This window comes from Streptomyces sp. NPDC030165 (assembly GCF_055573595.1).
This window is the reverse complement of sequence record NZ_JBVIBD010000023.1, coordinates 22,369-47,914: the sequence shown is the minus strand read 5'-3', so window position 1 is coordinate 47,914 and position 25,546 is coordinate 22,369. Positions and strand designations below refer to the sequence as shown.

At 72.4% G+C, this 25,546-nt stretch carries 22 protein-coding genes; 5 read left to right on the top strand and 17 right to left on the bottom strand.

Features of this window, described 5'->3' with window-relative positions:
• Nucleotides 1–29 precede the first annotated feature (29 nt).
• Entirely contained in the window at nt 30–698 is a 669-nt protein-coding gene (locus tag ACZ4Z1_RS33525; RefSeq protein WP_468490428.1) for a bifunctional DNA primase/polymerase, read from the top strand.
• Between the two features lie 262 nt (nt 699–960).
• On the opposite strand, the gene ftsY is transcribed toward ACZ4Z1_RS33525, so the two are convergent.
• Nucleotides 961–2,205, bottom strand: a complete 1,245-nt coding sequence (gene ftsY / locus ACZ4Z1_RS33520; protein WP_468490427.1) for a signal recognition particle-docking protein FtsY — start codon at nt 2,203–2,205, stop codon at nt 961–963.
• Nucleotides 2,206–2,697: 492 nt separating this feature from the next.
• Between ftsY and ACZ4Z1_RS33515 the strand changes: the two genes are divergently transcribed.
• On the top strand, nt 2,698–4,179 hold the full coding sequence (locus tag ACZ4Z1_RS33515; RefSeq protein ID WP_468490426.1) for a purine-cytosine permease family protein: 1,482 nt from the start codon (nt 2,698–2,700) through the stop codon (nt 4,177–4,179).
• Nucleotides 4,180–4,271: 92 nt separating this feature from the next.
• Nucleotides 4,272–5,261, top strand: a complete 990-nt coding sequence (locus ACZ4Z1_RS33510) for an LLM class flavin-dependent oxidoreductase (RefSeq protein ID WP_468490425.1) — start codon at nt 4,272–4,274, stop codon at nt 5,259–5,261.
• A 186-nt stretch (nt 5,262–5,447) separates the two neighbouring features.
• Here ACZ4Z1_RS33510 and ACZ4Z1_RS33505 read toward each other — a convergent pair whose 3' ends face one another.
• From ACZ4Z1_RS33505 to ACZ4Z1_RS33490, 4 genes are all read right to left on the bottom strand, one after another.
• A complete protein-coding gene (locus tag ACZ4Z1_RS33505; RefSeq protein ID WP_468490424.1) occupies nt 5,448–6,866 on the bottom strand; it encodes a sugar porter family MFS transporter in 1,419 nt (472 codons plus the stop codon).
• Nucleotides 6,867–7,145: 279 nt separating this feature from the next.
• Nucleotides 7,146–10,697, bottom strand: coding sequence for a chromosome segregation protein SMC (smc, locus tag ACZ4Z1_RS33500; protein WP_468490423.1), 3,552 nt, complete (start codon nt 10,695–10,697; stop codon nt 7,146–7,148).
• A gap of 285 nt (nt 10,698–10,982) precedes the next feature.
• Nucleotides 10,983–11,189 carry a hypothetical protein gene (locus ACZ4Z1_RS33495; protein ID WP_361145746.1) on the bottom strand — a complete coding sequence of 69 codons (207 nt, stop codon included), beginning with the start codon at nt 11,187–11,189 and terminating at the stop codon, nt 10,983–10,985.
• 381 nt (nt 11,190–11,570) lie between these two features.
• Nucleotides 11,571–11,852: an acylphosphatase gene (locus ACZ4Z1_RS33490; RefSeq protein ID WP_468490422.1), complete on the bottom strand. Its 282-nt coding sequence runs from the start codon at nt 11,850–11,852 to the stop codon at nt 11,571–11,573.
• Nucleotides 11,853–11,987: 135 nt separating this feature from the next.
• Here ACZ4Z1_RS33490 and ACZ4Z1_RS33485 point away from each other — a divergent pair, with 135 nt between their 5' ends.
• Complete coding sequence (locus ACZ4Z1_RS33485; protein WP_468490421.1) at nt 11,988–12,944, top strand: CAP domain-containing protein; 957 nt, start codon at nt 11,988–11,990, stop codon at nt 12,942–12,944.
• A 22-nt stretch (nt 12,945–12,966) separates the two neighbouring features.
• Here ACZ4Z1_RS33485 and ACZ4Z1_RS33480 read toward each other — a convergent pair whose 3' ends face one another.
• From ACZ4Z1_RS33480 to ACZ4Z1_RS33435, 10 genes are all read right to left on the bottom strand, one after another.
• A complete protein-coding gene (locus ACZ4Z1_RS33480) occupies nt 12,967–13,206 on the bottom strand; it encodes a hypothetical protein (RefSeq protein ID WP_468490420.1) in 240 nt (79 codons plus the stop codon).
• A gap of 322 nt (nt 13,207–13,528) precedes the next feature.
• Nucleotides 13,529–14,389 (bottom strand): bifunctional DNA-formamidopyrimidine glycosylase/DNA-(apurinic or apyrimidinic site) lyase, encoded by an 861-nt coding sequence (gene mutM / locus ACZ4Z1_RS33475; RefSeq protein WP_468490493.1) that lies wholly within the window; start codon nt 14,387–14,389, stop codon nt 13,529–13,531.
• A 210-nt stretch (nt 14,390–14,599) separates the two neighbouring features.
• Nucleotides 14,600–15,460, bottom strand: a complete 861-nt coding sequence (rnc, locus tag ACZ4Z1_RS33470) for a ribonuclease III (protein ID WP_468490419.1) — start codon at nt 15,458–15,460, stop codon at nt 14,600–14,602.
• Nucleotides 15,461–15,479: 19 nt separating this feature from the next.
• Nucleotides 15,480–15,653 (bottom strand): 50S ribosomal protein L32, encoded by a 174-nt coding sequence (gene rpmF / locus ACZ4Z1_RS33465; RefSeq protein ID WP_003951102.1) that lies wholly within the window; start codon nt 15,651–15,653, stop codon nt 15,480–15,482.
• A 2-nt stretch (nt 15,654–15,655) separates the two neighbouring features.
• Nucleotides 15,656–16,339: a YceD family protein gene (locus ACZ4Z1_RS33460; RefSeq protein ID WP_468490418.1), complete on the bottom strand. Its 684-nt coding sequence runs from the start codon at nt 16,337–16,339 to the stop codon at nt 15,656–15,658.
• A gap of 86 nt (nt 16,340–16,425) precedes the next feature.
• The gene (locus ACZ4Z1_RS33455; RefSeq protein WP_468490492.1) at nt 16,426–17,523 is read right to left on the bottom strand and encodes a cell division initiation protein; all 1,098 of its coding nucleotides are present in this window, start codon (nt 17,521–17,523) and stop codon (nt 16,426–16,428) included.
• Between the two features lie 97 nt (nt 17,524–17,620).
• Nucleotides 17,621–18,100 carry a pantetheine-phosphate adenylyltransferase gene (gene coaD, locus ACZ4Z1_RS33450; RefSeq protein WP_468490417.1) on the bottom strand — a complete coding sequence of 160 codons (480 nt, stop codon included), beginning with the start codon at nt 18,098–18,100 and terminating at the stop codon, nt 17,621–17,623.
• Between the two features lie 26 nt (nt 18,101–18,126).
• Nucleotides 18,127–18,711, bottom strand: coding sequence for a 16S rRNA (guanine(966)-N(2))-methyltransferase RsmD (gene rsmD / locus ACZ4Z1_RS33445; protein ID WP_468490416.1), 585 nt, complete (start codon nt 18,709–18,711; stop codon nt 18,127–18,129).
• 166 nt (nt 18,712–18,877) lie between these two features.
• On the bottom strand, nt 18,878–21,148 hold the full coding sequence (gene recG / locus ACZ4Z1_RS33440) for an ATP-dependent DNA helicase RecG (RefSeq protein ID WP_468490415.1): 2,271 nt from the start codon (nt 21,146–21,148) through the stop codon (nt 18,878–18,880).
• Nucleotides 21,149–21,230: 82 nt separating this feature from the next.
• Nucleotides 21,231–22,967, bottom strand: coding sequence for a DAK2 domain-containing protein (locus ACZ4Z1_RS33435; protein WP_468490414.1), 1,737 nt, complete (start codon nt 22,965–22,967; stop codon nt 21,231–21,233).
• A gap of 261 nt (nt 22,968–23,228) precedes the next feature.
• Between ACZ4Z1_RS33435 and rpmB the strand changes: the two genes are divergently transcribed.
• Complete coding sequence (rpmB, locus tag ACZ4Z1_RS33430; protein WP_003984695.1) at nt 23,229–23,414, top strand: 50S ribosomal protein L28; 186 nt, start codon at nt 23,229–23,231, stop codon at nt 23,412–23,414.
• A gap of 118 nt (nt 23,415–23,532) precedes the next feature.
• On the opposite strand, the gene thiD is transcribed toward rpmB, so the two are convergent.
• Both thiD and ACZ4Z1_RS33420 read right to left on the bottom strand, forming a co-directional pair.
• Entirely contained in the window at nt 23,533–24,324 is a 792-nt protein-coding gene (gene thiD / locus ACZ4Z1_RS33425; RefSeq protein WP_468490413.1) for a bifunctional hydroxymethylpyrimidine kinase/phosphomethylpyrimidine kinase, read from the bottom strand.
• A gap of 46 nt (nt 24,325–24,370) precedes the next feature.
• Nucleotides 24,371–25,351 (bottom strand): thiamine-phosphate kinase, encoded by a 981-nt coding sequence (locus ACZ4Z1_RS33420; RefSeq protein WP_468490412.1) that lies wholly within the window; start codon nt 25,349–25,351, stop codon nt 24,371–24,373.
• Between the last annotated feature and the right edge of the window lie 195 nt (nt 25,352–25,546).

Genomic DNA, 25,546 nt, shown 5'->3' with positions numbered 1-25,546 from the left:
ACTGGCACACACCACCCGTTGGAGGAGGCATGGGCTTCACGATCGGCGGCATCCGCGACATCCGGTCCGTTTCACGGCGTCGCGCCCGCTCGACCGAGATCACGGCGGTGGCGGAGTACACGGGACTGTGGGGCTGGGACGTGGTGCCCGGCGCCCGCGCGGCCCGCGGCGGGAACGGACGCACGGTCTGCTCGTGCGGCGCGGACGACTGCGCCTCCCCCGGCGCCCATCCGCTGGCCTTCGCGGACGGGCTGACGGCCGGCGCGACGCTGGAGGACGCCGCCGACACGTGGGCCAGGACGCCCGGCGCGGCCGTCCTGCTCCCGGTGGGCCGCACCTTCGACGTCCTCGACGTGCCGGAGGCGGCGGGGCGCAGCGCGCTCGTACGGCTGGAACGGATGGGCCTGCCGCTCGGTCCGGTGGCCGCCACGCCGACGGGCCGCGCCCTGTTCTTCGTGGCGCCCGGCGCCGCCGCCGGGCTGCCCGGCCTGCTCTACCGGATGGGCTGGGACGACGCCGCCCTCGACCTGCGTTCCCGCGGCCCCGGCGACCACGTCACGGCCCCGCCCTGCGACCTCGGCGGGCTCGGCCCGATGCGGTGGCTGCGGCCGCCCACCCTGGACACGGCCGGGCAGCCCCCGCAGGCCCGGCTGCTGCTGGGCACACTCGCGTACGTGTGCCACCGGTCGGCGGCGTGACCGGGAGCCCATGACCGGAACGCAAGACCGGGACGCGTAACCGGAGACGTAACCCGGGACGCGTAACCGGGAGACGTGCCGAGACACGTAACCGAGGACGCGCACGGAACTCCGCCGCACCCACCGCACCCAGCGCCCCGTCGATCACCCCTCACCCCTCTCATCAGCCCCTCACCGCCCCACCCACCAAAAAGCCCCGCAGCGTGTCCATCCGCTGCGGGGCTCTTCGCACCGTCCGTGCCCGTAAGGCCATGTCCGTGTCCTAGTCGCCGATCAGGGCGTCCACGAAGGCCTCCGGCTCGAACGGCGCCAGGTCGTCCGCGCCCTCGCCGAGGCCGACGAGCTTGACCGGTACGCCCAGCTCGCGCTGGACCGCGACGATGATGCCGCCCTTGGCCGTGCCGTCCAGCTTGGTCAGCACGACGCCGGTGATGTCCACGACCTCCGCGAAGACGCGGGCCTGCACCAGGCCGTTCTGGCCGGTGGTGGCGTCCAGGACGAGGAGGACCTCGCCGACCGGGCCGTGCTTCTCCACGACGCGCTTGACCTTGCCGAGCTCGTCCATCAGGCCGGTCTTGGTGTGCAGCCGGCCCGCGGTGTCGATGAGGACCACGTCGGCGCTCTCGGCGATACCTTCCTTCACCGCGTCGAAGGCGATCGAGGCCGGGTCACCGCCCTCCGGACCGCGGACCGTACGGGCACCGACCCGCTCGCCCCAGGTCTGGAGCTGGTCGGCGGCGGCGGCGCGGAAGGTGTCGGCGGCGCCCAGGACGACCGACTTGCCGTCGGCGACCAGGACGCGGGCCAGCTTGCCGGTGGTGGTGGTCTTGCCGGTGCCGTTGACGCCGACGACCATGACGACGCCGGGGATCTCCTGGCCGTCCTTGCCCACGGCGTTGTCGGTGGCGACCGCGCGCTCCTGGTCCGTACCGATCAGCTTGAGCAGTTCCTCGCGCAGCAGGCCGCGCAGCTCTTCGGGGGTGCGGGTGCCGAGCACCTTCACGCGCTCGCGCAGCCGCTCCACCAGCTCCTGCGTGGGCGCGACGCCCACGTCGGCGGTGAGCAGCGTGTCCTCGATCTCCTCCCAGGTGTCCTCGTCGAGGTGCTCGCGGGAGAGCAGCGTGAGCAGGCCCTTGCCCAGCGAGTTCTGGGAGCGGGAGAGGCGGGCGCGCAGCCGCACGAGCCGGCCGGCGGTCGGCTCGGGGACCTCGACCTCGGGGGCGGCGGGGGCGGGCGGCGCCTCGGCCACCGGCTCTTCGGCGGGGGCTTCGGCCGGCGCGGCCTCGGCCGGCGGCAGGTCGACTTCTTCTATGGTGCGACGGGTTTCGTCGCGGGGGGTCTCGGCGTCCTCACCGACCTGCGGCTCCGCAGGGGGCGCGGTGACGGACGGGGTGGTCGGCGGGGCCGGCGGCAGCTGCTGCTTCTTCCTGCGGCTGCTGACGACGAGCCCGCTGATCGCGCCGAGCGCGACCACAGCGATGACTACAGCAAGGATGACGATTTCCATAACTCACCCAGTATCGGTCACGCCCCGCCGTGCGGGACCGCACACGCCGAACCTGGACCTCGCCTGTCCGGGTTCACCCGGTGCGGGTCCCGCTCACGATCCGCCGGGGGAAAAGTCCGGACATCGCGCATCACGGCCCGGAGCACGGGGTCACCGGCGCAGGAAGGCCGCCCGGCGCCACCCGACGGCACCCTGCATACGCCTCCACACCGACCGCGCCTCCGGATTTCCCCGCGTCGGCCGGGCGCCGAACACCGCCGCGCCGCTCCTCCGGCGCCCCGTCTGACCTGCACCTCAACCGACCGGGCGGGAGGCTCGGACGAGTTCGAAGGCCCTCACCGGTCGTCGTTGGACACAACAAGGCGCATGAACCGAAGTTGGATCAAAGTACGATAGCTCTCGGCTGCGCAACGCGCGTAGAGTCCTGGCAACCCCCTCCCCTTCGCCAGGCATCACAGCCGCTGCCTGAACCCGCACGGAGACACCTGCACCATGGGCACCACGTCCACGGACACCATGTCCGCTCCTGAAACCGAAGGCGCCGTCGAGCAACGAGGCATCGAGCCCGTCCCCGACCACGAACGCCACGGCCGCGTCCGCGAACTCTTCCCGACCTGGGTCGCCGCCAACATCAGCGTGCTGCTGCTCACCATGGGTGCCTCCCTGGTGATCACCAACGGCCTGAACTTCTGGCAGGTCCTGATCGTGGCCGCCATCGCCTCCGTCGTCTCCTTCGGCATGGTCGGCGTGCTGTCGGTCTCCGGCAAGTGGGGCGGCGCGCCCGGCGCGATGCTCTCCCGCGCCGCCTTCGGCGTGCGGGGCAACTACTTCCCCGGCGCGATCCTGTGGGTGGCCCGGTTCGGCTGGGAGACGATCAACGCGGTCAGCGGCGCGTACGCGGTGCTCACCGTGCTGAAGCTGCTGTTCGGCATCGAGGCCAACAACGTCCTCACCGTCATCACGCTGCTGCTCTTCGTCGCGACGACGTTCCTGGTCAGCGGCATGGGCCGGAAAGCCCTCAACGTCTGCAACAAGTACTCGACGTACCTGTTCAGCGTTTTCAGCGTCATGGTGCTGGTGTACCTGGTCGCCGAGATGCCGTGGGGGAAGATCTTCTCCCAGTCGGCGGGCAGCACCGCGCTGATGATCGCCGGTATCGGCACCATCGCGGCGGGCGGCATCAGCTGGGTGCCCACCGGTCCGGACTTCGCGCGCTACCTGCCGCACTCCGCCTCCGGCAAGAAGATCGTCGGTACCACCATCTCCGGCGCGGCCCTGGTGCTCGTACCGATGGTGCTGATGGGCGGCATCATGGCCGTCTCCAAGCCGGACCTGGCCAACCAGAACACCGACCCGATGTCGTTCCTCGGCTCGGTGCTGCCGACCTGGCTGGCGGTGCCGTACCTGATCACCGCGCTGGTCGGGATGCTGCTGATCAACAGCCTGTCGATGTACTCGGCCGGCTTCACGGCGCAGACCATGGGCGTCAAGCTGCCGCGTGCCCTGGCGGTGAGCATCAACGCGATCATCAGCCTGGTCGGCGGCGCGTTCATGATGTTGGTGGCCAAGGACTTCATCGGCCAGTTCATCACCTTCCTGACCCTGCTGGCGGTGTCCTTCTCCGCCTGGATCGGTGTGTACGCCGTCGACATGGCGCGCCGCCGGAACATGGCGGTCCGCTACGACGGCGACAGCCTGATGAACACCGGACGCACCAGCCGCTACTGGTACGCGGGCGGCTTCTGCTGGCAGGCGCTGACGGCCTGGGCCGCGGCGCTGGTGGTGGGGCTGTGCCTGACCAAGGTCACCTGGTTCACCGGCCCGCTGGCCGAGACCTGGCCGGGCCGGCACGGCCTGGGCTGGGCGGCCACGATCCTGATCGCCGCGGTGGTCTTCGCGGTGCTGCCGAAGCCGAAGGAGACGGTGCCCGCGGGTGCCGCCGCCCCCGCCGAGAAGCCGGCGCCGGTCGGCTGATTCGACTCCCGCACCCTTCTCACCTGATGTGACGTCAGCTAGCGTCCCCTTCGCCAACCGGGCCCACCGCCTCGGTGAAGGGGACGTTCGCCATGCCCGTAACGGTCCTGCGCTTCAACCTCGCCGACCCCTCCCCCGCCCCCGCCCCGCTCAGCGCGCGCTACCGGGCGGCCGTCGAGATGGCGGCCTTCGCCGACGACAGGGGCCTGACCACGGTCCAGACCGAGGAGCACCACGCCACGGACAACGGCTGGATGCCCGCGCCGCTGGCCTTCGCCGGCGCCGTGCTGGGCGCCACCCGGCGGATCACGGTCACCGTCTCCGCGCTGATCACTCCGCTGCACGACCCGCTGCGGCTGGCCGAGGAGATCGCCGTACTGGATCTGCTGAGCGGCGGCCGGCTGGTCACGGTGGCGGGCATCGGCTACCGGCCCGAGGAGTACGCGGCCCACGGCCGGGACTGGCACTGGCGCGGCAAGCTCCAGGACGAGGCGCTGGAGACGCTGCTCGCCGCCTGGAAGGGCGAACCGTTCCGCTACCGGGGCCGTACGGTGCGGATCACCCCGCGCCCGTACACGCAGCCCCATCCGCTGCTGCTGGTCGGCGGGAGTTCCCGGGCCGCCGCGCGCCGGGCCGCTCGGCTGGGGCTGCCGCTGTTCCCCAGCGCGCATCTGCCCGGGCTGGAGGCGTACTACCACGCGCGGCGCGCCGAGTACGGGACCGAGGGATGGGTGCTCCAGCCCGCTGCCCGTACCTGTCTGCTGCATGTGTCAGAGGATCCGGACCGGGCCTGGGCCGAGTACGGCGGGCATCTGCTGCATGAGGCGCGTACGTACGCGTCGTGGCAGTCCCCCGGTGTGGAGTCGGCCGTACGGTCCGCCGCCGACGACGTCGGGGCGCTGCGCCGGGAGGGGGTCTACCGGATCGTGACGCCCGAGGAGTGTGTGCGGCTGGCCGGGGAGGCGGGGCCCGCGGGGTCGCTGATCCTGCATCCGCTGTGCGGCGGGATGCCGGTGGACGAAGGCTGGCGTTCCGTACATCTGTTCGCGGAGCGGGTCGTTCCGCACCTCAAGGAGGCGTGAGGCGTCGGCCCGCTCCGCATCTCCGGGAGGCCCGAACCCCCGGCCCGCTCCTTTGCTTCAACGGAAAACCATTCGCGAGGAAAGGAACTGCCCCGACTTCCGGCCCGGAATGCAGGAGCTGCCCCGGTCCGTCCGACGGGCCGGGGCAGCTGCCCACAACTGAGGAGAAGAGCTGGCGGGGGGGTGTTAGCCCATCTCCTCCAACGCCTTGCCCTTGGTCTCCTTCACGAATTTCAGCACGAAGGGGATCGAGAGCAGAGCGAAGATCATATAGATCACGTAGGTACCCGAAAGGTTCCAGTCGGAAAGGCTCGGGAAGCTGGCCGTGATGGCCCAGTTGGCGATCCACTGCGCACACGCCGCGACACCGAGCGCAGCGGCACGGATCTTGTTCGGGAACATCTCACCGAGGAAGACCCAGACCACGACGCCCCAGGACAGCGCGAAGAAGAGCACGAAGCCGTGGGCCGCGACCAGGGCGACCGTGCCCTCGGCGGTCGGCAGCGTGCCGGCCGAGGTCTTGGAGGCGAAGGCCCACGCCTCCAGGGCGAGGGCGACGGCCATACCGGCGGAGCCGATCAGCGCCAGCGGCCGGCGGCCGATCCGGTCCACGAAGACCATCGCGATCACGGTGCCGATGATGTTGATGATCGACGTGGTGAAGCTGTAGAAGAACGAGCTGCTCGGGTCGATGCCGACGGACTGCCACAGCGTCGAGGAGTAGTAGAACGCCACGTTGATGCCGACGAGCTGCTGGAAGACCGACAGGCCGATGCCGATCCACACGATCGGCAGGAAGCCGGCCTTGCCGCCCAGCAGGTCCTTGAAGCTGGACTTGTGCTCCCGGCGCATCGCCTCCTTGATCTCCGAGACGCGCGTGTCCAGGTCGACACCCTGTCCCTCGACCTCGGCCAGCACCTCCTTGGCCTTGTCGGTCTTGCCGACGGAGATCAGGAAGCGGGGCGACTCGGGGATCGCGAAGGAGAGCAGGCCGTAGAGCACGGCCGGGACGACCATCACGCCGAGCATCCACTGCCAGGCCTCCAGGCCCGCCAGCTTGCCGCGCTGGTCGCCGCCGGCGAGGTTGAGGATGCCCCAGTTCACCAGCTGCGAGATCGCGATGCCGATGACGATGGCGGCCTGCTGGAAGGAGCCCAGGCGCCCCCGGTACGCGGGCGGCGCGACCTCGGCGATGTAGGCCGGGCCGATGACCGAGGCCATACCGATCGCGATGCCGCCCAGGACGCGCCACATGGCCAGGTCCCACAGGGCGAACGGCAGTGCCGAGCCGACCGCGCTGATCGTGAAGAGCGCCGCGGCGATCTGCATGACGCGGATGCGGCCGATGCGGTCGGCGATCCGGCCGGCCGTGGCGGCTCCGATGGCGCAGCCGATCAGCGCGATGGCGATCACCTGGGCGAGCCCCGCGGAGCCCACCTCGTAGCGGCCGCGGATCGCCTCGACGGCGCCGTTGATCACGGAACTGTCGTAGCCGAAGAGGAAGCCGCCCATCGCGGCAGCCGCGGTGATGAAGATGACATGGCCGAGGTGGTCCGGCTGGGCCTTGCGGCCCTCCGGCATCGTCGGCTGCGCGGTGCTGGTCAACGTGTACTCCAGTGCCCGGCTGCGCTGCCGGGCGTAGGGGGCTGGCCCTTCCAGTGGCGCATAGGTTGGGGGTACCCACCACTTGAAGGTAAAAGCAACGTTGCAGACCCTATGCCTTCAAGTTTCGAAGTCAATAGGTCGTGATGAATTTGTTTCGGCGGAGCTTCGCGGGCAATGCGTTCAAGTTATGAACCGTGCCGGTGGTGTGCCGGGACCACGCCACCGCCTCGCCCGGTGCCGTCGGGAAGGGTGTACGGCACACCGGTACCCCGTTCGCAGTCAGTGAAGCCGCTGGCTGATGACCTTCGAGACGCCGTCGCCCTGCATCGACACCCCGTACAGCGCGTCCGCGACCTCCATCGTCCGCTTCTGGTGCGTGATCACGATCAGCTGGGAGCTCTCCTGGAGCTCTTCCATGATCCCGATCAGCCGCTGCAGGTTGGTGTCGTCCAGCGCCGCCTCGACCTCGTCCATCACGTAGAACGGGCTGGGGCGCGCCTTGAAGATCGAGACCAGCAGGGCGACCGCGGTCAGCGAACGCTCACCGCCCGACAGCAGCGACAGCCGCTTGACCTTCTTGCCCGGCGGGCGGGCCTCCACGTCCAGACCCGTGGTGAGCATGTTGTCCGGGTCGGTCAGCACCAGCCGCCCCTCACCGCCGGGGAACAGCCGCGCGAAGACGCCCTCGAACTCCCTGGCGGTGTCGTGGAACGCCTCGGTGAAGACCTGCTCCACGCGCTCGTCGACCTCCTTGACCACCCGCAGCAGGTCGGACCGGGTCTTCTTCAAGTCTTCAAGCTGCTCGCTGAGGAACTGGTGCCGCTCCTCCAGCGCGGCGAACTCCTCCAGCGCCAGCGGGTTCACCTTCCCGAGCTGCTGATACGCCCGCTCGGCGGCCTTGAGCCGCTTCTCCTGCTCGGCCCGTACGTAGGCCACCGGCCGGTTGCGCGGGTGCTCCGGGTCCTGCGGCAGCTCCTCGCCCTGCGCGGCGGGGGACGGCGGTACGGGCTGGTCGGGGCCGTACTCGGCCACCAGGGCCGCGGGCTCGACGCCCAGCTCCTCCAGGGCCTTGGCCTCCAGCTGCTCGATACGCAGCCGCTTCTCGGCGCCCAGCACCTCACCGCGGTGCACCGAGTCCGTCAGCTTGTCCAGCTCGCCCTTCAGCTCCCGGCTCGCGTTGCGCTCGGCCACCAGCGCCTGCTCGCGCTCCTGCTTGGCCAGCTCGGCAGCGAGCCGCTCCTCCTCGGCCCGGACGACCGAGACCTCGACGTGCGCCAGCAGCTGCCGCGCCCCGGAGGCCACCGCGGACGCCACCGCCGCCTCGTGACGGGCCCGGGCGCGGCGCTGCTCGGCGCGGGCCCGCGCCTCGCGTTCGGCCCGCGCCGCGCGGTCCAGACCGTCGGCCCGGCCCGCGAGCCCCTTGACCCGCTCCTCGTGCGTACGGACCTGGAGGCGGGCCTCCATCTCCGTCTGGCGCGCGTTGGCGCCGTCCGCGGCCAGCCGGTCCCGTACGGAGGTGTCGGGCTCCTCGTCGCCCGGCTCCTCCTCTGCCACCGCCAGCCGCGCGGCCAGCTCCTCGGCCTCCTCGGTCGCCCGTTCGAGTGCTTCCTCGGCCTTCGCGGCGGCGGCTGCCGAGCGCTCCGCCTCGTCGGCGGCGCCGCGTGCCTGGCCACCGAGGCGGCCCAGGTCCCCCGCGACACGGGACTTCTCGCGGTCGGCGGCGCGCCGCCGCTCCCCCGCCTCCTCGGCCAGGCGTGCGCAGGTGTCCCGCCGTTGGCGCGCGGCCTCTTGAGCGGCGGTCAGCTGCTCGCAGCGTTCGCCCAGTTCGGCGGCTTCGGCCGCGGCCTGGTCGACGGACGCCTGCACCTCCAGCAGGCTCGGCGCGCCGGCCGAACCGCCCTGCGCGAAGTGCGCCCCGAGGACGTCGCCTTCGGCGGTCACCGCCGTCAGCTCCGGCCGGGACGCCACCAGTTCCTCGGCGTCCTCCAACGTGCCGACGACCACGACGCCGCGCAGCAGCCACCGCACGGAGCGCATCAACTCGTCCGGGCCCTGGACCAGTTCGGCCGCGAGCGGCAAACCCGCGGAGTCCACGGCGCGGGCCGGCTCCGGGCCCGCGCCCAGCACCATCGCCGCACGCCCCGCGTCCTCCTTGCGCAAGAGGCGAATCGCTTCGGCGGCGGTGGCCGGGTCGGCCACCGCCACGGCGTCCGCCGCCGCGCCGAGCGCCGCCGCCACCGGCACCTCGTGGCCCGGGGCGACGGTCAGCACTTCGGCGGCCGGGCCGAGGAGGCCGGTCAGCCGGTCGGCCGCGCCGAGCAGTGCGTCGGTCCCGTCCTTGCGGCGCAGCCCGAGGGCGAGCGCTTCGTGGCGGGCGGAGACCGCCGCGCGCTGCCGTTCCGCGGCCGTCAGCGCGTCGCGCGCGGCGCTCAGCGCGGCCTCCGCGTCGGCCAGATCCTGCTTCGCGGTCTCGTGCTGCCGCGCCAGGTCGACGTCGTCCGCGTCCAGCCCGTCCACCTCGGCCTTGAGCGTTTCGTACTGCTCCTGGGCGTCGGCCGCGCGCTGCCGCGCCTCGTCCCTGGCCACGGCCAGCCGCCCGATCTCGGCCTGGGCCGACGCCGCCCGGCCGCGCGCGGCGGTGACCTGCCCGTGCAGCCGGGCCAGGCCCTCCCGCCGGTCCGCCATGGCGCGCGCCGCGTCCCGCAACCGCCGCTCCTCGTCCGCCAACCGGCGTTCCAGTTCGGCGCGGTGTTCGGCGGTGTCCTCCAGCGCCCGGCTCGCCGCCTCCAGCGCGGCTTCCAGCTCGGCCTCCTGCTCACGGACCCGGGCCGCCTCCCGTTCCAGGTCCTCCGGGTCGCGGCCGCGGCGCTCCTCCGGCGGGGCGGCCGTCGCGCTCTTGACGCGCGCGTCGGCCAGCGAAATCGTGCCGCGCACCCGCTCGGCGAGCTGTGACAGCTCGTAGTACGTCTGCTGGACCCGCTGGAGGCGTGGCGTCAGCGTCCGTACCTCTTCCTCCAGGGCTGCCTCGCGCCGGGTCGCCTCCTTCAGGCGCTGCTCGGCGGTCTCCTTGCGCTGCTTGAGCGCCGCCTCGTCGGCGATCTCCGCACGCAGCGCCGCGCGCAGCGCCACGAGGTCGTCGGCGAGCAGCCGCAGCCGGGCGTCGCGCAGGTCGGCCTGGATGACGGCGGCCCGGCGGGCGACGGCGGCCTGCCGGCCCAGCGGCTTGAGCTGCCGCCGCAGCTCGTCGGTGAGGTCCTGGACGCGCGCCAGGTTCGCCTTCATCGCCTCCAGCTTCCGCAGCGCCTTCTCCTTGCGCTTGCGGTGCTTGAGGACGCCGGCGGCCTCCTCGATGAAGGCGCGGCGCCCCATGGGGTCGGCGTGCAGGACGGAGTCGAGCTGGCCCTGCCCGACGATGACGTGCATCTCCCGGCCGATGCCGGAGTCCGACAGCAGTTCCTGGATGTCCAGGAGGCGGCAGGTGTCACCGTTGAGCTGGTACTCGCTGCCGCCGTTGCGGAACATCGTCCGCGTGATGGTGACCTCGGCGTACTCGATGGGCAGCGCGCCGTCGGTGTTGTCGATGGTCAGCGAGACCTCGGCCCGGCCCAGTGGCGGCCGGCCGGTCGTCCCGGCGAAGATCACGTCCTCCATCTTGCCGCCGCGCAGCGACTTGGCGCCCTGCTCGCCCATGACCCAGGACAGGGCGTCGACGACGTTGGACTTGCCCGACCCGTTGGGGCCCACGACACAGGTGATGCCGGGTTCGAAGCGCAGTGTCGTGGCGGAGGCGAAGGATTTGAATCCTCGCAGTGTCAGGCTCTTGAGATGCACGCCGTTGGACTCTACCGCCCGGCCCCCGCCGGGGACCGCCCCGGCACGAGAGGCCCGGCCGGGTGCGGGCGGGACGGCCGTGTCCCCGTCGTCCGCTCCCCTGGCGGCCGGACGATTTCGGTTTCGTGGCTGAAGGTGCAGGGCACATCAGACGGTGAGGGACACCCGGGGACCGAAGAGAAAAGCGACGGAAACGACGAAGGGACGCCGAAGCGTCCCTTGAAGATCTTGCTAGCGGTGCCTCAAGCGGCTGGCGATACAGCCCGTCGGCCCCGGGGGATGGGGTCAGGTGAGCGCGGGCTCCGCCTGGGGTACGTCGATGCCCTCAAGCATCGAGTCGTCGTGACGTGCGGCAGCGGACAGCATGTCGTTTTCGGCCTGCATCCGGATGAGTTCGGATTCGAGGTCCTGGACGCGCTGCTGAAGCCGTCGCATCTCGGAGAGGACTCGGGGGTCGGAGCCGCCGACGTAACCGAGAAGCGCCTTTGCCATGATGGATGGTCCTCCACACTGAGTGACCGACCGAAGCGGTGTGGGTCGTGAGGGATTCGCACCCGCGGTGCTTGCCATTGTCCTGCGAACTCAATGCCAAACAGCTAAGGTGCGCGGGGCTTCCAGAGTCTCACCAAAAGGTTTGAGGGTCAACACGATCACGCCCCGTATCCTTAGGGCGCCCAGGAGCCCAAGGCCGCGGCAACGCCGGACCGGCTCCCCAGAAAAGCGCCTCGGGGGCGTGGAGATCATCCCTACAGCGGCAGCCTTCCACGGGTCGGCCGAGTTGGCAACCACCAGGTCATGACTGCACTGTGCATCTGACGAGGACACGCGGAACCGGCCCGCCGTCCGGTTCCCGGATGCCGCCCACCGCACGGGTCAGCGGATCGCGAACCCGTCGTAACCGCCGCGCGGAGTGTCCCAGATCTCACCCACACCCTCGACCCGTCCGGGCGTGTCGCCGGTACGCAGCCACTCCAGCAGCTCCTCGCACCGGTCGCGGGGCCCCTCGGCGACGACCTGGACACGGCCGTCCTCCAGATTGAGGGCGAAACCCACGAGGCCGCCGATCCGCAGGGCGTTGGCCCGCGTGAACCACCGGAAGCCGACCCCTTGGACCCGGCCGCGCACCCAGGCGGTCAGGCGGACATCTTCATTCATGTCTGCACGCTAACCGGCCAATTGCTCGTCGGGCACATCGGCCCCACACGTCATGGCGTACAGTCGCCCGGCAACGAGACTCACCCTTACGAGTGAGGCACGTTGACGCTCGTGTGGACAGAAGGAAGGCAGTGGATGGGCCGCCATCGACGCTCCGCTCCCGCATCGCCCGCAGCCGCCGGAGCCACGGACCAGGCCGGAAACCCGGCCCCCGCACCTCCCGCGCACTCCGGCCGCCACCGCGGCCACCGCCCCGCGCGCGAACGCCGCAACGCACCGGTCCGCACCGGACTGCTCGGCGCTTCGGCCGCCGTGGCGATGGGCGCGGTCGCCGTCGCCTCGGGCCTGCTGCCCGGCGGCGGCCAGTACGACTGGGGCGGCAGCGGCGGCTCCGGCGAGCGGGTACGCGCCGACTCCCTGCCCCGCACGCCGGCGCGGGACGCGGCCTCCGTGACGCCCACGGACCGCGGCACCGGCCAGGCCAGCCGCGGCGAGACCCGGCCGGGCATTCCGGACCGGTCGCGCCCCACGTCGTCCGCGGCCCCTTCGGCCACGCCGGTCCCCCGGCAGCCGTCCACGCCCGCAGGCGACACCGGCACCGGCTCCGACGCCGGCCCCGACCGGGACCGTACGCAGCGGCCGGACCGTACGACCACCACCCCCGCGCCCCCGAAGAGCACGCCGGCCGCCTCCGCCGCACCCGCGGACACCGCGCCCTCGGACGCCGAGGCGCAGGTGGTGACCCTGGTCAACCAGGAACGCTCGAAGGCGGGCTGCTCACCGGTGACCGCCGATCGCGAACTGGGCGGGCTGGCCCGGGACTTCAGCGACGACATGGCGCGCCGCGGCTTCTTCGACCACACCGACCCGGACGGCCGCAGCCCCTGGGACCGGGCCGAGGAAGCGGGCATGGACAACCTCGGCGGCGAGAACATAGCCCGTGGCCAGGCCGACGCCCGAGCCGTGATGGAGACCTGGATGCACAGCCCCGGGCACCGCGCCAACATCCTCAACTGCGAGTACAAGACCCTGGGGGTCGGAGCGCACTTCGGCCCGGGCGGCCCCTGGTGGACGCAGGACTTCGGGTTCTGAACCGGACCGCGCCACCACCGGCTCAGCCTTCCCCGTTCTCCTCCGGGAGGCTGTCCCACTCCTCGCCGTCGCGGTAGAGCTCGTAGTCGTGCTCGGCGGCGATCTCCTCCGCGTGGGCGCGGCTGCGGACCGTGACCTCGTGCCGCTCGCTGACGACCTCGCCGTGTACGCCGCCCTCTTCGACCACCTCGATCGCGTGTGTCTCGTACACGACGCTGCCGGGCGCCGCCGAGCTCCAGACCAGATGCATACTCGTCGCCATCGGATCCCAACCTCCGAAGGTATGGCCCCCTGGCTACAGGGTCGCATCTCCATCCGTACGAAAGCACGCGTATGCGGGTGGGTCGGCGTGTACGTGTCCCCGCGTACGGACGCCAGGCCCGGGACAGGGCGCGCGGGGCGGGCGCGCGCCGCACCTGCGAGCGCCCGGCTCCGAGAGCCCGGTCAGGCGCCGACGGTGGCGCGGCCGGCGGCGAAGACCGCGGCCTGTTCCGCGACGCGGCGACCGAGGTGTCCGGCGGGTCCGGGACCTGGCGCCCCAGGAGCGCTACGACGCGGCGCGCGCGGAAGCCGGCCGGCCAGGATCACGGTCGCGGCGGCCGCTGGCAGCGCGGGCAGAAGTAGCTGGAACGGTTCATCCAGGGGCGGCGGCGCATGGCCGTACCGCACCGCCGGCACGGCTCGTCCTCGCGCCCGTACGCGTCCAGGGACCGCTCGAAGTAGCCCGACTCGCCGTTGACGTTGACGTAGAGGCTGTCGAAGCTGGTGCCGCCGACGGCGAGCGCGGCGGTCATCACGTCGCGGATGTGGCCGAGGAGTTCGGCGGTGCGGGGGCGGGTCAGGGTGGCGGTCGGGCGGTCGTAGTGCAGCCGGGAGCGCCACAGCGCCTCGTCGGCGTAGATGTTGCCGACGCCGCTGATCAGCGACTGGTCCAGCAGGGCGCGCTTGACGGTGGTGCGGCGGCGACGCAGCGCGTCGTGGAAGGCGGCGTCGTCGAAGGCCGGGTCGAGCGGGTCGCGGGCGATGTGTGCGATGACGTCGGGGAGCCCTTCGAGGTCGCCGGGCACAGCGTCGTGCAGCGACAGCCCGCCGAAGGTGCGCTGGTCGACGAAGCGCAGTTCGGTGCCGGCCTCGTCGGCGAAGGTGAAGCGGACCCGCAGGTGCTTCTCGTCGGGGGCGTCCTGCGGCTGGACCAGGAGCTGCCCGCTCATGCCCAGGTGGGCGAGGACGGACAGGCCGTCGGTGACCGGGAGCCACAGGTACTTGCCGCGGCGCCGGGCCTCGCCGACGCGCTGTCCCTTCAGGCGCGTGGCGAAGTCGACGGCTCCGGCGGTGTGCCGGCGGACCGCCCGGGGGTGCAGGACCTCGACGGCGGCGACGGTACGGCCCCGTACCCACCGCTGAAGTCCGCGGCGTACGACCTCGACCTCGGGCAGCTCGGGCACGGCTCTCCTCGTCATGGGACGTCCGCCGCGAGGGGGGGGCGGGGGACGCGGTACGGATGGTGCGGACGGGACGCGCGGTACGGGATGGAGCAGGCCGCACGCGGTACGGGACGGCACAGCGGGCCTCGCACGCGGCACTCCCCCGCAAAGCACTGCCCGGCCGCCCTCCCCTGTGCGGGGCGGACGGCCGGGAGTGACGAGCTCGGCAGCTCAGCCGGAGACGGGCGGCTCCCCGGCCGGGGGAACCACGGGCTCCCCGGCCGGCGAGGCCGGGGGAACCACGGGCTCCCCGGCCGGCGGCGCGTCCGCGGCCCGCTCGGCCGCTTCGTCCGCCGCCGCGCGGATCGCCCGCCAGGCGGACTCCGCCGCCTGCTGCTCGGCTTCCTTCTTGCTGCGGCCGGTGCCGGTGCCGTACGAGACACCACCGACGCGGGCAGCAGCAGTGAAGGTCTTCTCGTGGTCCGGACCGGTCTCGCTGACCAGGTACTCCGGGACGCCGAGACCTTCGGTCGCGGTCAGTTCCTGGAGGCTGGTCTTCCAGTCCAGGCCGGCGCCCAGGCCGGCGGACTTCTCGATGAGCGGGTCGAAGAGCCGGTGCACCAGCTCGCCCGCCGCGTCGAGGCCCTGGTCGAGATAGACCGCGCCGATCACCGCTTCCAGGGTGTCGGCCAGGATGGAGGCCTTGTTCCGGCCGCCGGTGCCTTCTTCGCCCCGGCCGAGGCGGATGAAGGCGCCGAGGTCGAGGCCGCGGCCCACCTCGGCGAGCGCGCGCGAGTTGACCACCGCGGCCCGCAGCTTGGCCAGCTGGCCTTCGGGCAGGTCGGGGTGGGTGCGGTACAGCGTGTCCGTGACCACCAGGCCGAGCACCGAGTCCCCGAGGAACTCCAGCCGCTCGTTGGTGGGCAGGCCGCCGTTCTCGTACGCGTACGAGCGGTGCGTCAGCGCACGCACCAGAAGGGCGGACTCGAGGTGGTACCCGAGCCGCCCTTCCAGAAGCGTGTGGGACGAGGCCGTGTCCGCCGTTGCCGTGTCGGCCCCGCGCTTGCGGGGTGACGTAGGGGCGTCTGACATAGAGCCTGTCACCAGCCGATCAGACCTCGAGGACCTGTCGCTTGTTGTAGGTGCCGCAGCTCGGGCACGCGATGTGCTGCTGCTTCGGCTCGTGGCAGCGCTCGCACGCCACCAGGGTGGGGACCGCAGCCTTCCACTGCGACCGGCGGTGGCGCGTGTTGCTGCGCGACATCTTCCGCTTCGGAACAGCCACGGCTACTTCTCCTGCTTCTCGGCGGCGCGCGCTGATTCAGGCCCGTCGCCGCTCATGTTTTCGTCCTTCTCGCCGTCCAGGTCGGTGGCGAGTCCCTGCAGTGCCGCCCAACGGATGTCGACGGCGTCGTGGTGGTGGTCCGGGTCGTCCGCGAGCCGCTCTCCGCACTGGGAGCACAGGCCCGGGCAGTCGTCCTGGCACACCGGCTGCATCGGCAGTGCGAGCACCACCGCATCCCGCAGCACGGGTTCGAGGTCGAACAGGTCGTCCTCGAGGAAGAGAGTGTCCTCCTCTTCCTCGGCGTCGTCGCCGGGCTCCGCGGTGCGGTTCCTGGCGTCGGCGTCGGGGTAGGCGAACATCTCCTGGAAGTCCGCTGCGAGCTCACGCTTCAGCGGCTCCAGACACCTTACGCACTCCCCCTGGAGCGATGCACGGGCGGTACCGGTGACAAGCACCCCGTCCATGACGGACTCCAGGCGGAAGTCGAGTTCCACCGGCGCGCCCTCGGGCACGCCGATGACCTCGTTGCCGAGGTCCCGGGGGGCCTCGACGGTGCGGGAGAGCCGCTGCAGCGCGCCGGGACGACGTCCCAGATCGCGCGTGTCGAACACGAGCGGGGAACGGTGGTCGAGGCGGGCGTTGATGGCTTCCTGCTTTCTACGCTGACGTACGAGCCGCCCCGTCACCGACAGGCGACCGGGCAGCAGAGATCGCGGACGTACACGCGACCGAAGAGCCAGGATACTGGAACGGTCCCGATAGGCCCAATCCGCTACTGGCGCCCCTCCTCGTACTGCCGCAGCCGCTCCAGGTCGATCATGCTCGTGTCGAAGAGGCTGGTCTCGTCCAGCGCGGCGGGCTGCGCCGCCCGCCCGGCGGGGTCCTGTCCGGGGAGCTGGGCCTGCTGCGGTGGGAGGTAGGCCGCGTTCGGGTCGTAGGGCTGCTGGTGCGGGTGCTGCTGCGCCTGCGGGTCCTGCCAGCCGTAGCCGTACGGGTCCTGCTGCGGGTACGGGGCCTGCGGGTAGCCGTAGGCGTCCTGCTGCTGGTAGGCCGGGGCGGTGTAGTAGTCCTGGTGGACCTCGGGCTGCGCCTGGGGCGGCACGGTGGGCTGCGGCGGGGTCTGCGGCTGCGGCGGTACGGGGTCGGCCAGCTCGGCGAGGCCCGCGAGGTACTCGGCGTCGCCGGTGTGCACCGGGTGGCGGCCGTCCGGCTGCTCGGCGAGGCCGCCCAGCTCGTCCGTCGGGCGGACCCCCTGGAGTTTCTGCCGCCCGCGGCCGACGGCCTCCAGCGTCTTGGTCAGCACGGCCTCGAAGGCGCCGAACTTGGCGTCCACGTACCGGTCGGCGCGCTCCTTGAGCGTCTGCGGGTCGGCGCTGCGCTCGGGGGCCTGGACGCCGTCCTCGTCCGCGTGGCCGTCCTCGCCCGGCGCGCGGCCGAGCAGCTTCTCGCGGCCGCGGTCGACCGAGCCGATGGTCTTGGTGAGGACGACCTCGAAGTTGGCCAGTTTGCTGTCGACGTAGTCGTCGGCCTCGGCGCGGATCTCCTCGGCCTCGCGGCGGGCCTCGGCCAGGATCCGGTCGGCCTCGGCCTGGGACTGCCGGGCGACCTCGGTGTCGGAGATCAGCGAGCCGCGGTGGGCGTTGGCGGACTTGATGATCCGCTCTGCCTCGGCACGGGCCTCCTCGACCATCTGCGCCCGGTCGCCGAGCACCTCCTGGGCCTGCGCGAGCGACCCGGGCAGGGCGGCGCGCACCTCCTCCAGCATGGCGAGCAGCTCGGCGCGGTTGACCACGCACGAGGCCGACATGGGCATGGACCGGGCGCTGCCGACGGTCCGGACGATCTCGTCGAGCTTCTTCTGCACGTCCACCTTGGACTCGCCACTTTCCGGGTCGGTACGACGGAACGGGGACGACTGTACGTCCACAGAGCCCGGCACCGACACCTGCTGACGGGTGGTCAGCAGGTCACTTGGTGCCGAGTCGTTTCGTCAGCTCTTCCAGGACGAAGGGCGGGACGAGGTGGGAGACGTCGCCGCCCCAGGCCGCGACCTCCTTGACCAGGCTGGACGAGAGGAAGCTGTAGGTGGGGCTGGTGGGGATGAAGAGGGTCTCGATGCCGGAGAGACCGTTGTTCATCTGGGCCATCTGCAGCTCGTAGTCGAAGTCGCTGACCGCCCGCAGCCCCTTGACGATGGCGGGGATGTCGCGTTGCTTGCAGAAGTCGACGAGCAGGCCGTGGAAGGACTCGACCTGGACGTTGCCGTACTCGGCGGTGGCCTGGCGGATCAGGTCGATCCGCTCGTCGACCGAGAACAGGCCCTTCTTGGCCTGGTTGATCATCACGGTGACGTGGACGACGTCGTAGAGCCGGGAGGCCCGGGCAATGATGTCCAGGTGCCCGTTGGTGATGGGGTCGAACGACCCCGGACAGACTGCGCGGCGCAACTGAGGTTCCTCGCTCTCCGGTCCGGTCATGACGCGTTGTCGCACGTCGAAGCGGCGCGACCGTACCAAAGCGTTCCCTCGCCGTAGCGCCGGGACCGGACGGCCTCGAACCCGGCAGGCCAGGGGAACGGACCGCCTCTGGTGCTCCGCTCCACGGTGACGAGTGCCCCCTCGGCACACCAGCCCCGTCCGCGGAGTGTGAGCAGGATCTCCCCAAGATCGCCATCGGTGACGGCGTACGGCGGGTCGAGGAAGAGCACGTCGTACGGCTCGTCCGGGGCCGGGCCCGCGACCACCTGCTCGGCCTTGCCGGCGCGCACCTCGGCGCCCGGCAGGCCGAGGGTGCGGACGTTGTCGCGGATGGTGCGGACGGCGCGGGCGTCCGCCTCGACCAGCAGGACGTGCGCGGCGCCGCGGGACAGCGCCTCCAGGCCCACGGCGCCGGAGCCGCCGTACAGGTCGAGCACCCGGGCGCCGGCCAGCGGGCCGTCCAGCGACTCCCAGGTGGAGAACAGGCCCTCGCGCGCCCGGTCGGAGGTCGGGCGGGTGCCGTTGCCGGGGGGCACGGCCAGGCGCCGGCCGCCGGCCGTGCCGGCGATCACGCGGGTCATGGGTCTCGGTCCTTCGCGCTGCGGATGGGGCGGCCCGCCTGCGCGGACCACTCCCCACGATATGGCGTCGGGCGGCACGGGGCCGCGCGGCCCGGCCCCGCCTCCCGTCCGGCCCTCGTCAGCCCTTACCAGTCCTTGTCAGCCCTCGTCGCCCTCGTCGCCCTCGTCAACCCTTGTCGAGGTACTGCTCGCGCTCCGCGTCCAGCAGCGCCTGGAGGGCGATCCGCAGCTCCGGATAGCCGGTCAGCTCCGGGTCGGCGGCGACCACCGAGGTGGCCTCCTCCCGGGCGGCCTCGATGACCTGCTCGTCCTCGATGACGGCGAGCATCCGCAGGGACGTACGGGCGCCGGACTGGGCCTGGCCGAGGACGTCGCCCTCGCGGCGCTGCTCCAGGTCGATACGGGACAGCTCGAAGCCGTCGAGGGTGCCGGCCACCGCGGCGAGCCGGGCCCGCGCGGGGCTGGCTTCGGGCATCTCGCTGACCAGCAGGCACAGGCCCGGGGCGGAGCCGCGGCCGACGCGGCCGCGCAGCTGGTGCAGCTGGGAGACGCCGAACCGGTCCGCGTCCATGATCACCATGGCGGTGGCGTTGGGCACGTTCACCCCGACCTCGATGACGGTGGTCGCCACCAGCGCGTCCACCGCGCCGGCCGCGAACCGGCGCATCACCGCGTCCTTGTCGTCCGGATGCATCCGGCCGTGCAGCGCCTCGACGCGCAGTCCGGCGAGCGGGCCCTTGGCGAGCTGGTCGGCGACCTCCAGAACGGCCAGCGGCGGCCGCTTGTCCTCACCCGCGGCACCCTCGGCGGCCTCCTCCCCGTCCTTCTTCTTCGCTCCCTTGCCTTTCGGCGCGTCCTCCTCGTCGCCGATGCGGGGGCAGACCACGTACGCCTGGTGGCCGGACTCGACCTCCTCGCGCACCCGCTCCCAGGCCCGCGCGAGGAAGTGCGGCTTGTCCTTGGCGGGCACGACATGGCTGGCGATCGGCGAGCGCCCGGCGGGGAGTTGGTCCAGTACGGAGGTCTCCAGGTCGCCGAAGACGGTCATCGCGACCGTACGGGGAATGGGGGTCGCCGTCATGACGAGGAGGTGCGGCGGCTGCTTGCCCTTGCCGCGCAGGGCGTCGCGCTGCTCCACGCCGAAGCGGTGCTGTTCGTCGACGACGACCAGGCCCAGGTCGTGGAACCGGACCTTGTCCTCGATCAGCGCGTGGGTGCCGATGACGATGCCGGCCTCGCCCGTGACGAGGTCCAGCAGGGCCTGGCGGCGGGCCGCGGCACCCATCGACCCCGTCAGCAGCACCACCTTCGTGCCGTGCTCGGCACCGCCGAGCATTCCGCCCTCCCGTCGCCCACCACCGCCCTTGGTGGACTGCGCTTCGCGCAGGCCCCATTGATCGGCCAGCTCCCCCATCATTTCGGTGATGGACCGGTGGTGCTGTTGAGCCAGCACTTCGGTCGGCGCGAGCATCGCCGCCTGACCGCCGGTGTCCACGACGGCGAGCATGGCGCGCAGGGCGACCATGGTCTTCCCGCTGCCCACTTCCCCCTGAAGGAGCCGGTGCATCGGGTGGTCGGTGGCCAGGTCGTCGAAGATTTCGCGGCTGACCTTCTGCTGGCCTTCGGTGAGGGTGAAGGGGAGTTTCGCGTCGAAGGCGTCGAGCAGGCCGCCGGGGGTCAACGGGCGCGGGGTGGCGGGGAGTTGGGTTTCCGCCATGCGGCGGCGGGCCAGGGCGACCTGGAGGACGAACGCCTCGTCCCACTTCAGGCGGGAGCGGGCGTCCTCGATGTCGGCCTTCGTGCGCGGGCGGTGGACCTTCTCCAGGGCGTCCGGGAGGGGCAGCAGGGCGCGGCCCTCACGCAGCGCCTCCGGCAGCGGGTCGAGCGCCTCACGGGCGCTGGGCAGCACCGCGTCGACGGCCTTGGCGATCTTCCAGGAGGCCATCTGCTGGCAGGCCGGGTAGATCGGCATGAGGCGGCCCGCGAAGGCGTCCACGGCCTCCTCGCCGTCCTCGCCGTCCAGCAGGGCGTATTCGGGGTGGGCCAGCTGGAGCTTGCGGTTGAAGACCGAGACCTTGCCCGCGAACATCGCGCGGCGGCCGGGCAGCAGGTCCTTGTGCGGTTTGTGGATTCCCTTGCCGAAGAAGACGAGCTGGAGCCGGCCGCTGCCGTCGGTGAGGGTCACTTCCAGGCGCTGGCCGCGGCCGTTGTTGAACTTCAGTACGCGGGCGTCCGCGACCCGCGCGACGACCGTGACGTGTTCGTCCAGCGGCAGGTCGGAGAGCCGGGTCAGCTCACCGCGCTCCGCGTATTTGCGCGGATAGTGGTGGAGCAGGTCGCCGACCGTGTGCAGACCGAGATGCTCGGCCATCACCTTGGCGGTGGTGCCACCGAGGATCTTCTTCAGGGGTTCGTCGAGCGCGGACACGCAGACCATTGCACACCACGCCACTGACAACCGGCGGCAGGCCCCGGAATTCCGCCGGTGCGGTACGGCTTTCCGCGCCGCCCCGGCATCGCTATTCGACGCCGATGAGCAGGGGGGCGCCGCGCTGCCCGCCTTCGTAGACGACGGTGTCCACGGCCAGATGGTGCTCCCGTACGTGCTTTTCCAGGCGCTCCGCGACGGAATCGGGGAAATCCGCGCCCAGGACGAGCGTCACCATTTCCCCGCCGGCGGAGAGCATCCGGTCCAGTACGGTCACCGCGGTCGCGGCCAGGCCGGAGCCGATCACCACCACGTCGCCGTCGATCAGGCCGAGGACGTCCCCGGCCTGGCAGACGCCGGCCATCGTCCAGGACTGCCGTTCGGCGACGGCCAGCTCCGCGTAGCGGGTGGCGCCCGCGGCCGAGGTCATGGCCACCACGTCCTCGTCGAAGCTGCGGGCGGGCTCGTGCACGGCCAGCGCGGCGATGCCCTGGACGGCGGCGCGGGTGGGGATGAGGGCGACCCGTACGCCTTCGGTGCGGGCCTGCTCGGCCGCGGCCGCCGCGGTGTGCCGCAGATCGGGGTCGTTGGGCAGCAGCATCACCTCGCGGGCGTTCGCCTGCCGGATGGCCTGCACCAGCTCGCCGCTGGCGGGCGGCTCTCCGGGGCGTACGGTCACCGCGGTCGCGCCGGCCTCCGTACACAGTCCGGCGAGCCCGTCGCCGGGCACCACGGCCACCACGGCGCGCGCCGCCGGCTCCGGCTCGCGGCGGAGGGGGGCCCGGCCGCCTTCGGCCGCCCCGAAGTGGGTGATGCGGATGCGGTACGGGCGGCCCGCCTCGATGCCCGCCTCGACGGCGGCGCCCGCGTCGTCCACGTGGACGTGAACGTTCCACAGCCCGTCCCCGCCGACGACGACCAGGGAGTCGCCGAGGCCGTCCAGCCGGGTGCGCAGCCGGGCCACGGCGGCGTCGTCGGCCTCCAGGAGGTAGATCACTTCGAAGGCCGGTCCGTCCGGGTCCGCGTCGCCCGGGTGCTGCCCTTCGGGGGCCTGCCCGTCCGCCGCCGGGCAGCCGCCTGCCGCCGGGGCGGGGGCGTCCGGCCGTACAGTGATCGCCGTCGTCGGCACCTCCCCGGAGAGGGCCCCGGCCAGCGCCCCCAGCAGGGCGACCAGGCCGCAGCCTCCCGCGTCCACGACGCCCGCCCGGCCCAGTACCGCCAGCTGCCCCGGTGTCGCCTCCAGGGCGGCTCGTGCGCCTTCGTACGCGGCCCGTGCGACTGCCGCCGGGGTCCCGTCCGCCCGCTCCGCCGCCTGTGCGGCCACGGTGGCGACCGTGAGCACCGTGCCCTCCACGGGGTGTGCCACCGCCTCGTACGTCGACTCGGCCGCCCGCCGCAGTGCCCGCTTCAGCGCCGCCGCCGAGCCAGGGGCGCCGTCCGTCGCCGGGCCGCCGGGCTCAGCCTCGTACGCGTCCCCGGCCCCGGCTCCGTCCCCGCTCCCGTCGCCCCCCAGGACCTCCGCCATGCCGCGCAGCAGCTGCGCGAGGATCGTCCCGGAATTGCCGCGTGCGCCGATCAGGGCCCCGTGCGCCATGGCGCCGACGGCGTCAGCCAGGCCCGGTGCGGTGCCCGAGGCGCCGTGGCCGTCGAAGGCGGCCTCGACCGCGCGGGCCGCGGACTCCACGGTCAGGTAGAGGTTGGTGCCGGTGTCCCCGTCGGCCACCGGGTAGACGTTGATCGCGTCGATCCGCTCGCGATCGCGGCCCAGGGCCGTCAGCGCGAGGGCGCACCAGGTACGTACCGCATCGGCGTCGAGCGGGTGCGGCACCGTTCGTCCTCCTCGGCCAGCGGCCCGTCGCGGGCTCGGCTCGGTCTGCGATCCACCGCACAGTAGTCGCGCGGGGGCCCGGCGGCCGGGGCGGGGGCCGGGGCGCTCATGGTAGTTTCGTTCTACGGGAGCGGTCGTTGTATGCTGCTCCGGTTGCCCGATGCGAATCGGGCCATTCCTCTCCTGACGAATCGGGTCGGTTCAATGCACTCCGCTCGTCGGGATTCACCGTAAGTGCATCTGAAGTCTTTGGAGTGACCCGTGGCTGCCAACTGCGACGTCTGCGGCAAGGGGCCGGGCTTCGGCAAGAGCGTTTCCCACTCGCACCGCCGTACCAACCGTCGTTGGAACCCCAACATCCAGACGGTGCGCGCGGTCATCGGGCGCACGCCGAAGCGGCTCAACGTCTGCACCTCGTGCATCAAGGCCGGCAAGGTCTCGCGCTGACGTCCTAGTCGTAGCGCCGCCCCGCCGGTTGCCTGAAAGCCGGTCCACTTCGGTGGACCGGCTTTTTGCCGTACGCGGCGCGCGACGCCCCGGGCGACAGGCACCGGGCCTCCTCGCCCTACCCCCGCATCCGCCACCCGTGATCCACCGGCCCGATCCCCGCCCCCAGCCGGAATCCACCCGCGATGGCGCCGGTGACGTACTCCTTGGCCGCCGCCACGGCCTCCGGGACGGTGTCCCCCAGCGCGAGCCGGGCGGCGACGGCGCTGGCGAGGGTGCAGCCGGTGCCGTGGGTGTGCCGGTTGTCGTGCCGAGGCGCGCGGAGCCAGTGTTCCTCGGTGCCGTCGGTGAGCAGGTCGACGGCGTCGCCCGCCAGGTGGCCGCCCTTGATCAGTGCCCATCGCGGCCCGAGGCCGAGGACCGCGGCGGCAGCACGGTGCATGTCGGCCTCCTCCCGTACCCGTACGCCCGTGAGCTGGGCGACCTCGTCGAGGTTGGGGGTGGCGAGGGTGGCCGTGGGCAGCAGCTTCGTACGGACCGCGTCCAGCGCGGAGGCGGCGAGCAGCGCGTCGCCGTGCTTGGAGACGCCCACCGGGTCGATCACGACCGGCGCGGACACGCCGGCGAGCAGGCCGGCGACGGTCTCGACCAGTTCCGGTGAGGAGAGCATCCCGGTCTTGACGGCCTGGACGCCGATGTCGTCCACGACGCTGCGGAACTGGGCCCGTACGGCCTCGGCGGGCAGCTCCCACGCGCCCTGGACGCCCAGCGAGTTCTGCGCGGTGACGGCGGTCAGCACGCTCATGCCGTGCGTGCCGAGCGCCAGCATCGTCTTCAGGTCGGCCTGGATGCCCGCGCCGCCGCCGGAATCGGACCCGGCGACGGTCAGGACGCGTGGAGGTGTGCGCATACCGGCGAATCTACCGGGGCCCCTCCCGGGCCCCGCCCGCGGTCCCTCAGGCGCCGGCCGGATCGCCGTCCGGGTCCTCGCCGAAGTGGTCCCAGCCCGCGTGCGCCCACGGCGCCCCGTCCACCGTGACCTGCGGCAGCGCCGACGGGTTCAGCACCTCGCCGATCACCTTCCAGCGGGCGGGCAGCTTCACGTCCGGCGGGAACGTCGCCACGATGGCGTGGTCCTCGCCCCCGTTGAGCACCCACTGCATCGGGTCCACGCCGACCGCCGTACCGATGTCGGACATCTGCGAGGGGATGTCGATCTGGCCCGAGCGCAGGTCGATCCGGACCTTGCTGGCCTCGGCGATGTGGCCGAGGTCGGCGACCAGGCCGTCGCTGACGTCCGTCATGGCGGTGGCGCCGAGACCGGCCGCCGCCGGGCCCGCGTGGTACGGGGGTTCGGGGCGGCGGTGCGCCTCCACGAAGGCACGCGGGGAGCGGAAGCCGCGGGAGAGGACCGCGTGGCCGGCCGCCGACCAGCCCAGCCAGCCGGTGACGGCGACGACGTCGCCGGGCTGGGCACCGGATCGGGTGACCGGTTCCTGGTTGCGCAGGTCACCCAGTGCGGTGATCGCGACGGTGATGGTGTCGCCGCGTACGACGTCGCCGCCGACCACGGCGGCGCCCGCCACGTGGCACTCGTCGCGCAGCCCGTCCATCAGCTCGGTGGCCCAGGTCGCGGGCAGTTCGGCGGGCACGACCAAGCCCAGCAGGATGGCGGTGGGCACCGCGCCCATGGCGGCGATGTCGGCCAGGTTCTGCGCGGCGGCCTTGCGGCCCACGTCGTAGGCGGTGGACCAGTCGCGGCGGAAGTGCCGCCCTTCGAGGAGTACGTCGGTGCTGGCCACGACCCTGCGGTCCGGCGCGGTGACCACCGCGGCGTCGTCGCCCGGACCGATCCGTACGGCCGGGGTGGCGGTGAGCCGGGAGGTCAGCTCCCTGATCAGCCCGAACTCTCCCAGCTCGCCCACGGTGCCCTTCATGCTGCTGCCCTTCCGATGCGTACGGACGATCCGTACTGCGCTGCCGATCCGTACTGCGCCACCGCGCGCCCGGCCCCCGCTCCCCCGGAGTGGCCGGCCCCCGCGCCGCGCGTCGCGTTCCCCGCGCGGGTCTCCCCGGCGCGCGCACCGACGCGGTACCGTGGCGTCCCTTCTTCCCACATGATCCTCGAAGCC

What these genes read in the sequence shown, in the direction of transcription:
- ACZ4Z1_RS33515 (WP_468490426.1), top strand. Translation starts at nt 2,698, where the DNA reads ATGGGCACCACGTCCACGGACACCATGTCCGCTCCTGAAACCGAAGGC.
- ACZ4Z1_RS33510 (WP_468490425.1), top strand. Translation starts at nt 4,272, where the DNA reads ATGCCCGTAACGGTCCTGCGCTTCAACCTCGCCGACCCCTCCCCCGCC.
- ACZ4Z1_RS33525 (WP_468490428.1), top strand. Translation starts at nt 30, where the DNA reads ATGGGCTTCACGATCGGCGGCATCCGCGACATCCGGTCCGTTTCACGG.
- thiD (WP_468490413.1), bottom strand. Translation starts at nt 24,324, where the DNA reads ATGCGCACACCTCCACGCGTCCTGACCGTCGCCGGGTCCGATTCCGGC.
- ACZ4Z1_RS33480 (WP_468490420.1), bottom strand. Translation starts at nt 13,206, where the DNA reads ATGGCGACGAGTATGCATCTGGTCTGGAGCTCGGCGGCGCCCGGCAGC.
- ACZ4Z1_RS33420 (WP_468490412.1), bottom strand. Translation starts at nt 25,351, where the DNA reads ATGAAGGGCACCGTGGGCGAGCTGGGAGAGTTCGGGCTGATCAGGGAG.
- ACZ4Z1_RS33485 (WP_468490421.1), top strand. Translation starts at nt 11,988, where the DNA reads ATGGGCCGCCATCGACGCTCCGCTCCCGCATCGCCCGCAGCCGCCGGA.
- ACZ4Z1_RS33495 (WP_361145746.1), bottom strand. Translation starts at nt 11,189, where the DNA reads ATGGCAAAGGCGCTTCTCGGTTACGTCGGCGGCTCCGACCCCCGAGTC.
- ACZ4Z1_RS33490 (WP_468490422.1), bottom strand. Translation starts at nt 11,852, where the DNA reads ATGAATGAAGATGTCCGCCTGACCGCCTGGGTGCGCGGCCGGGTCCAA.
- rnc (WP_468490419.1), bottom strand. Translation starts at nt 15,460, where the DNA reads ATGTCAGACGCCCCTACGTCACCCCGCAAGCGCGGGGCCGACACGGCA.
- recG (WP_468490415.1), bottom strand. Translation starts at nt 21,148, where the DNA reads ATGGTCTGCGTGTCCGCGCTCGACGAACCCCTGAAGAAGATCCTCGGT.
- rsmD (WP_468490416.1), bottom strand. Translation starts at nt 18,711, where the DNA reads ATGACCCGCGTGATCGCCGGCACGGCCGGCGGCCGGCGCCTGGCCGTG.
- ftsY (WP_468490427.1), bottom strand. Translation starts at nt 2,205, where the DNA reads ATGGAAATCGTCATCCTTGCTGTAGTCATCGCTGTGGTCGCGCTCGGC.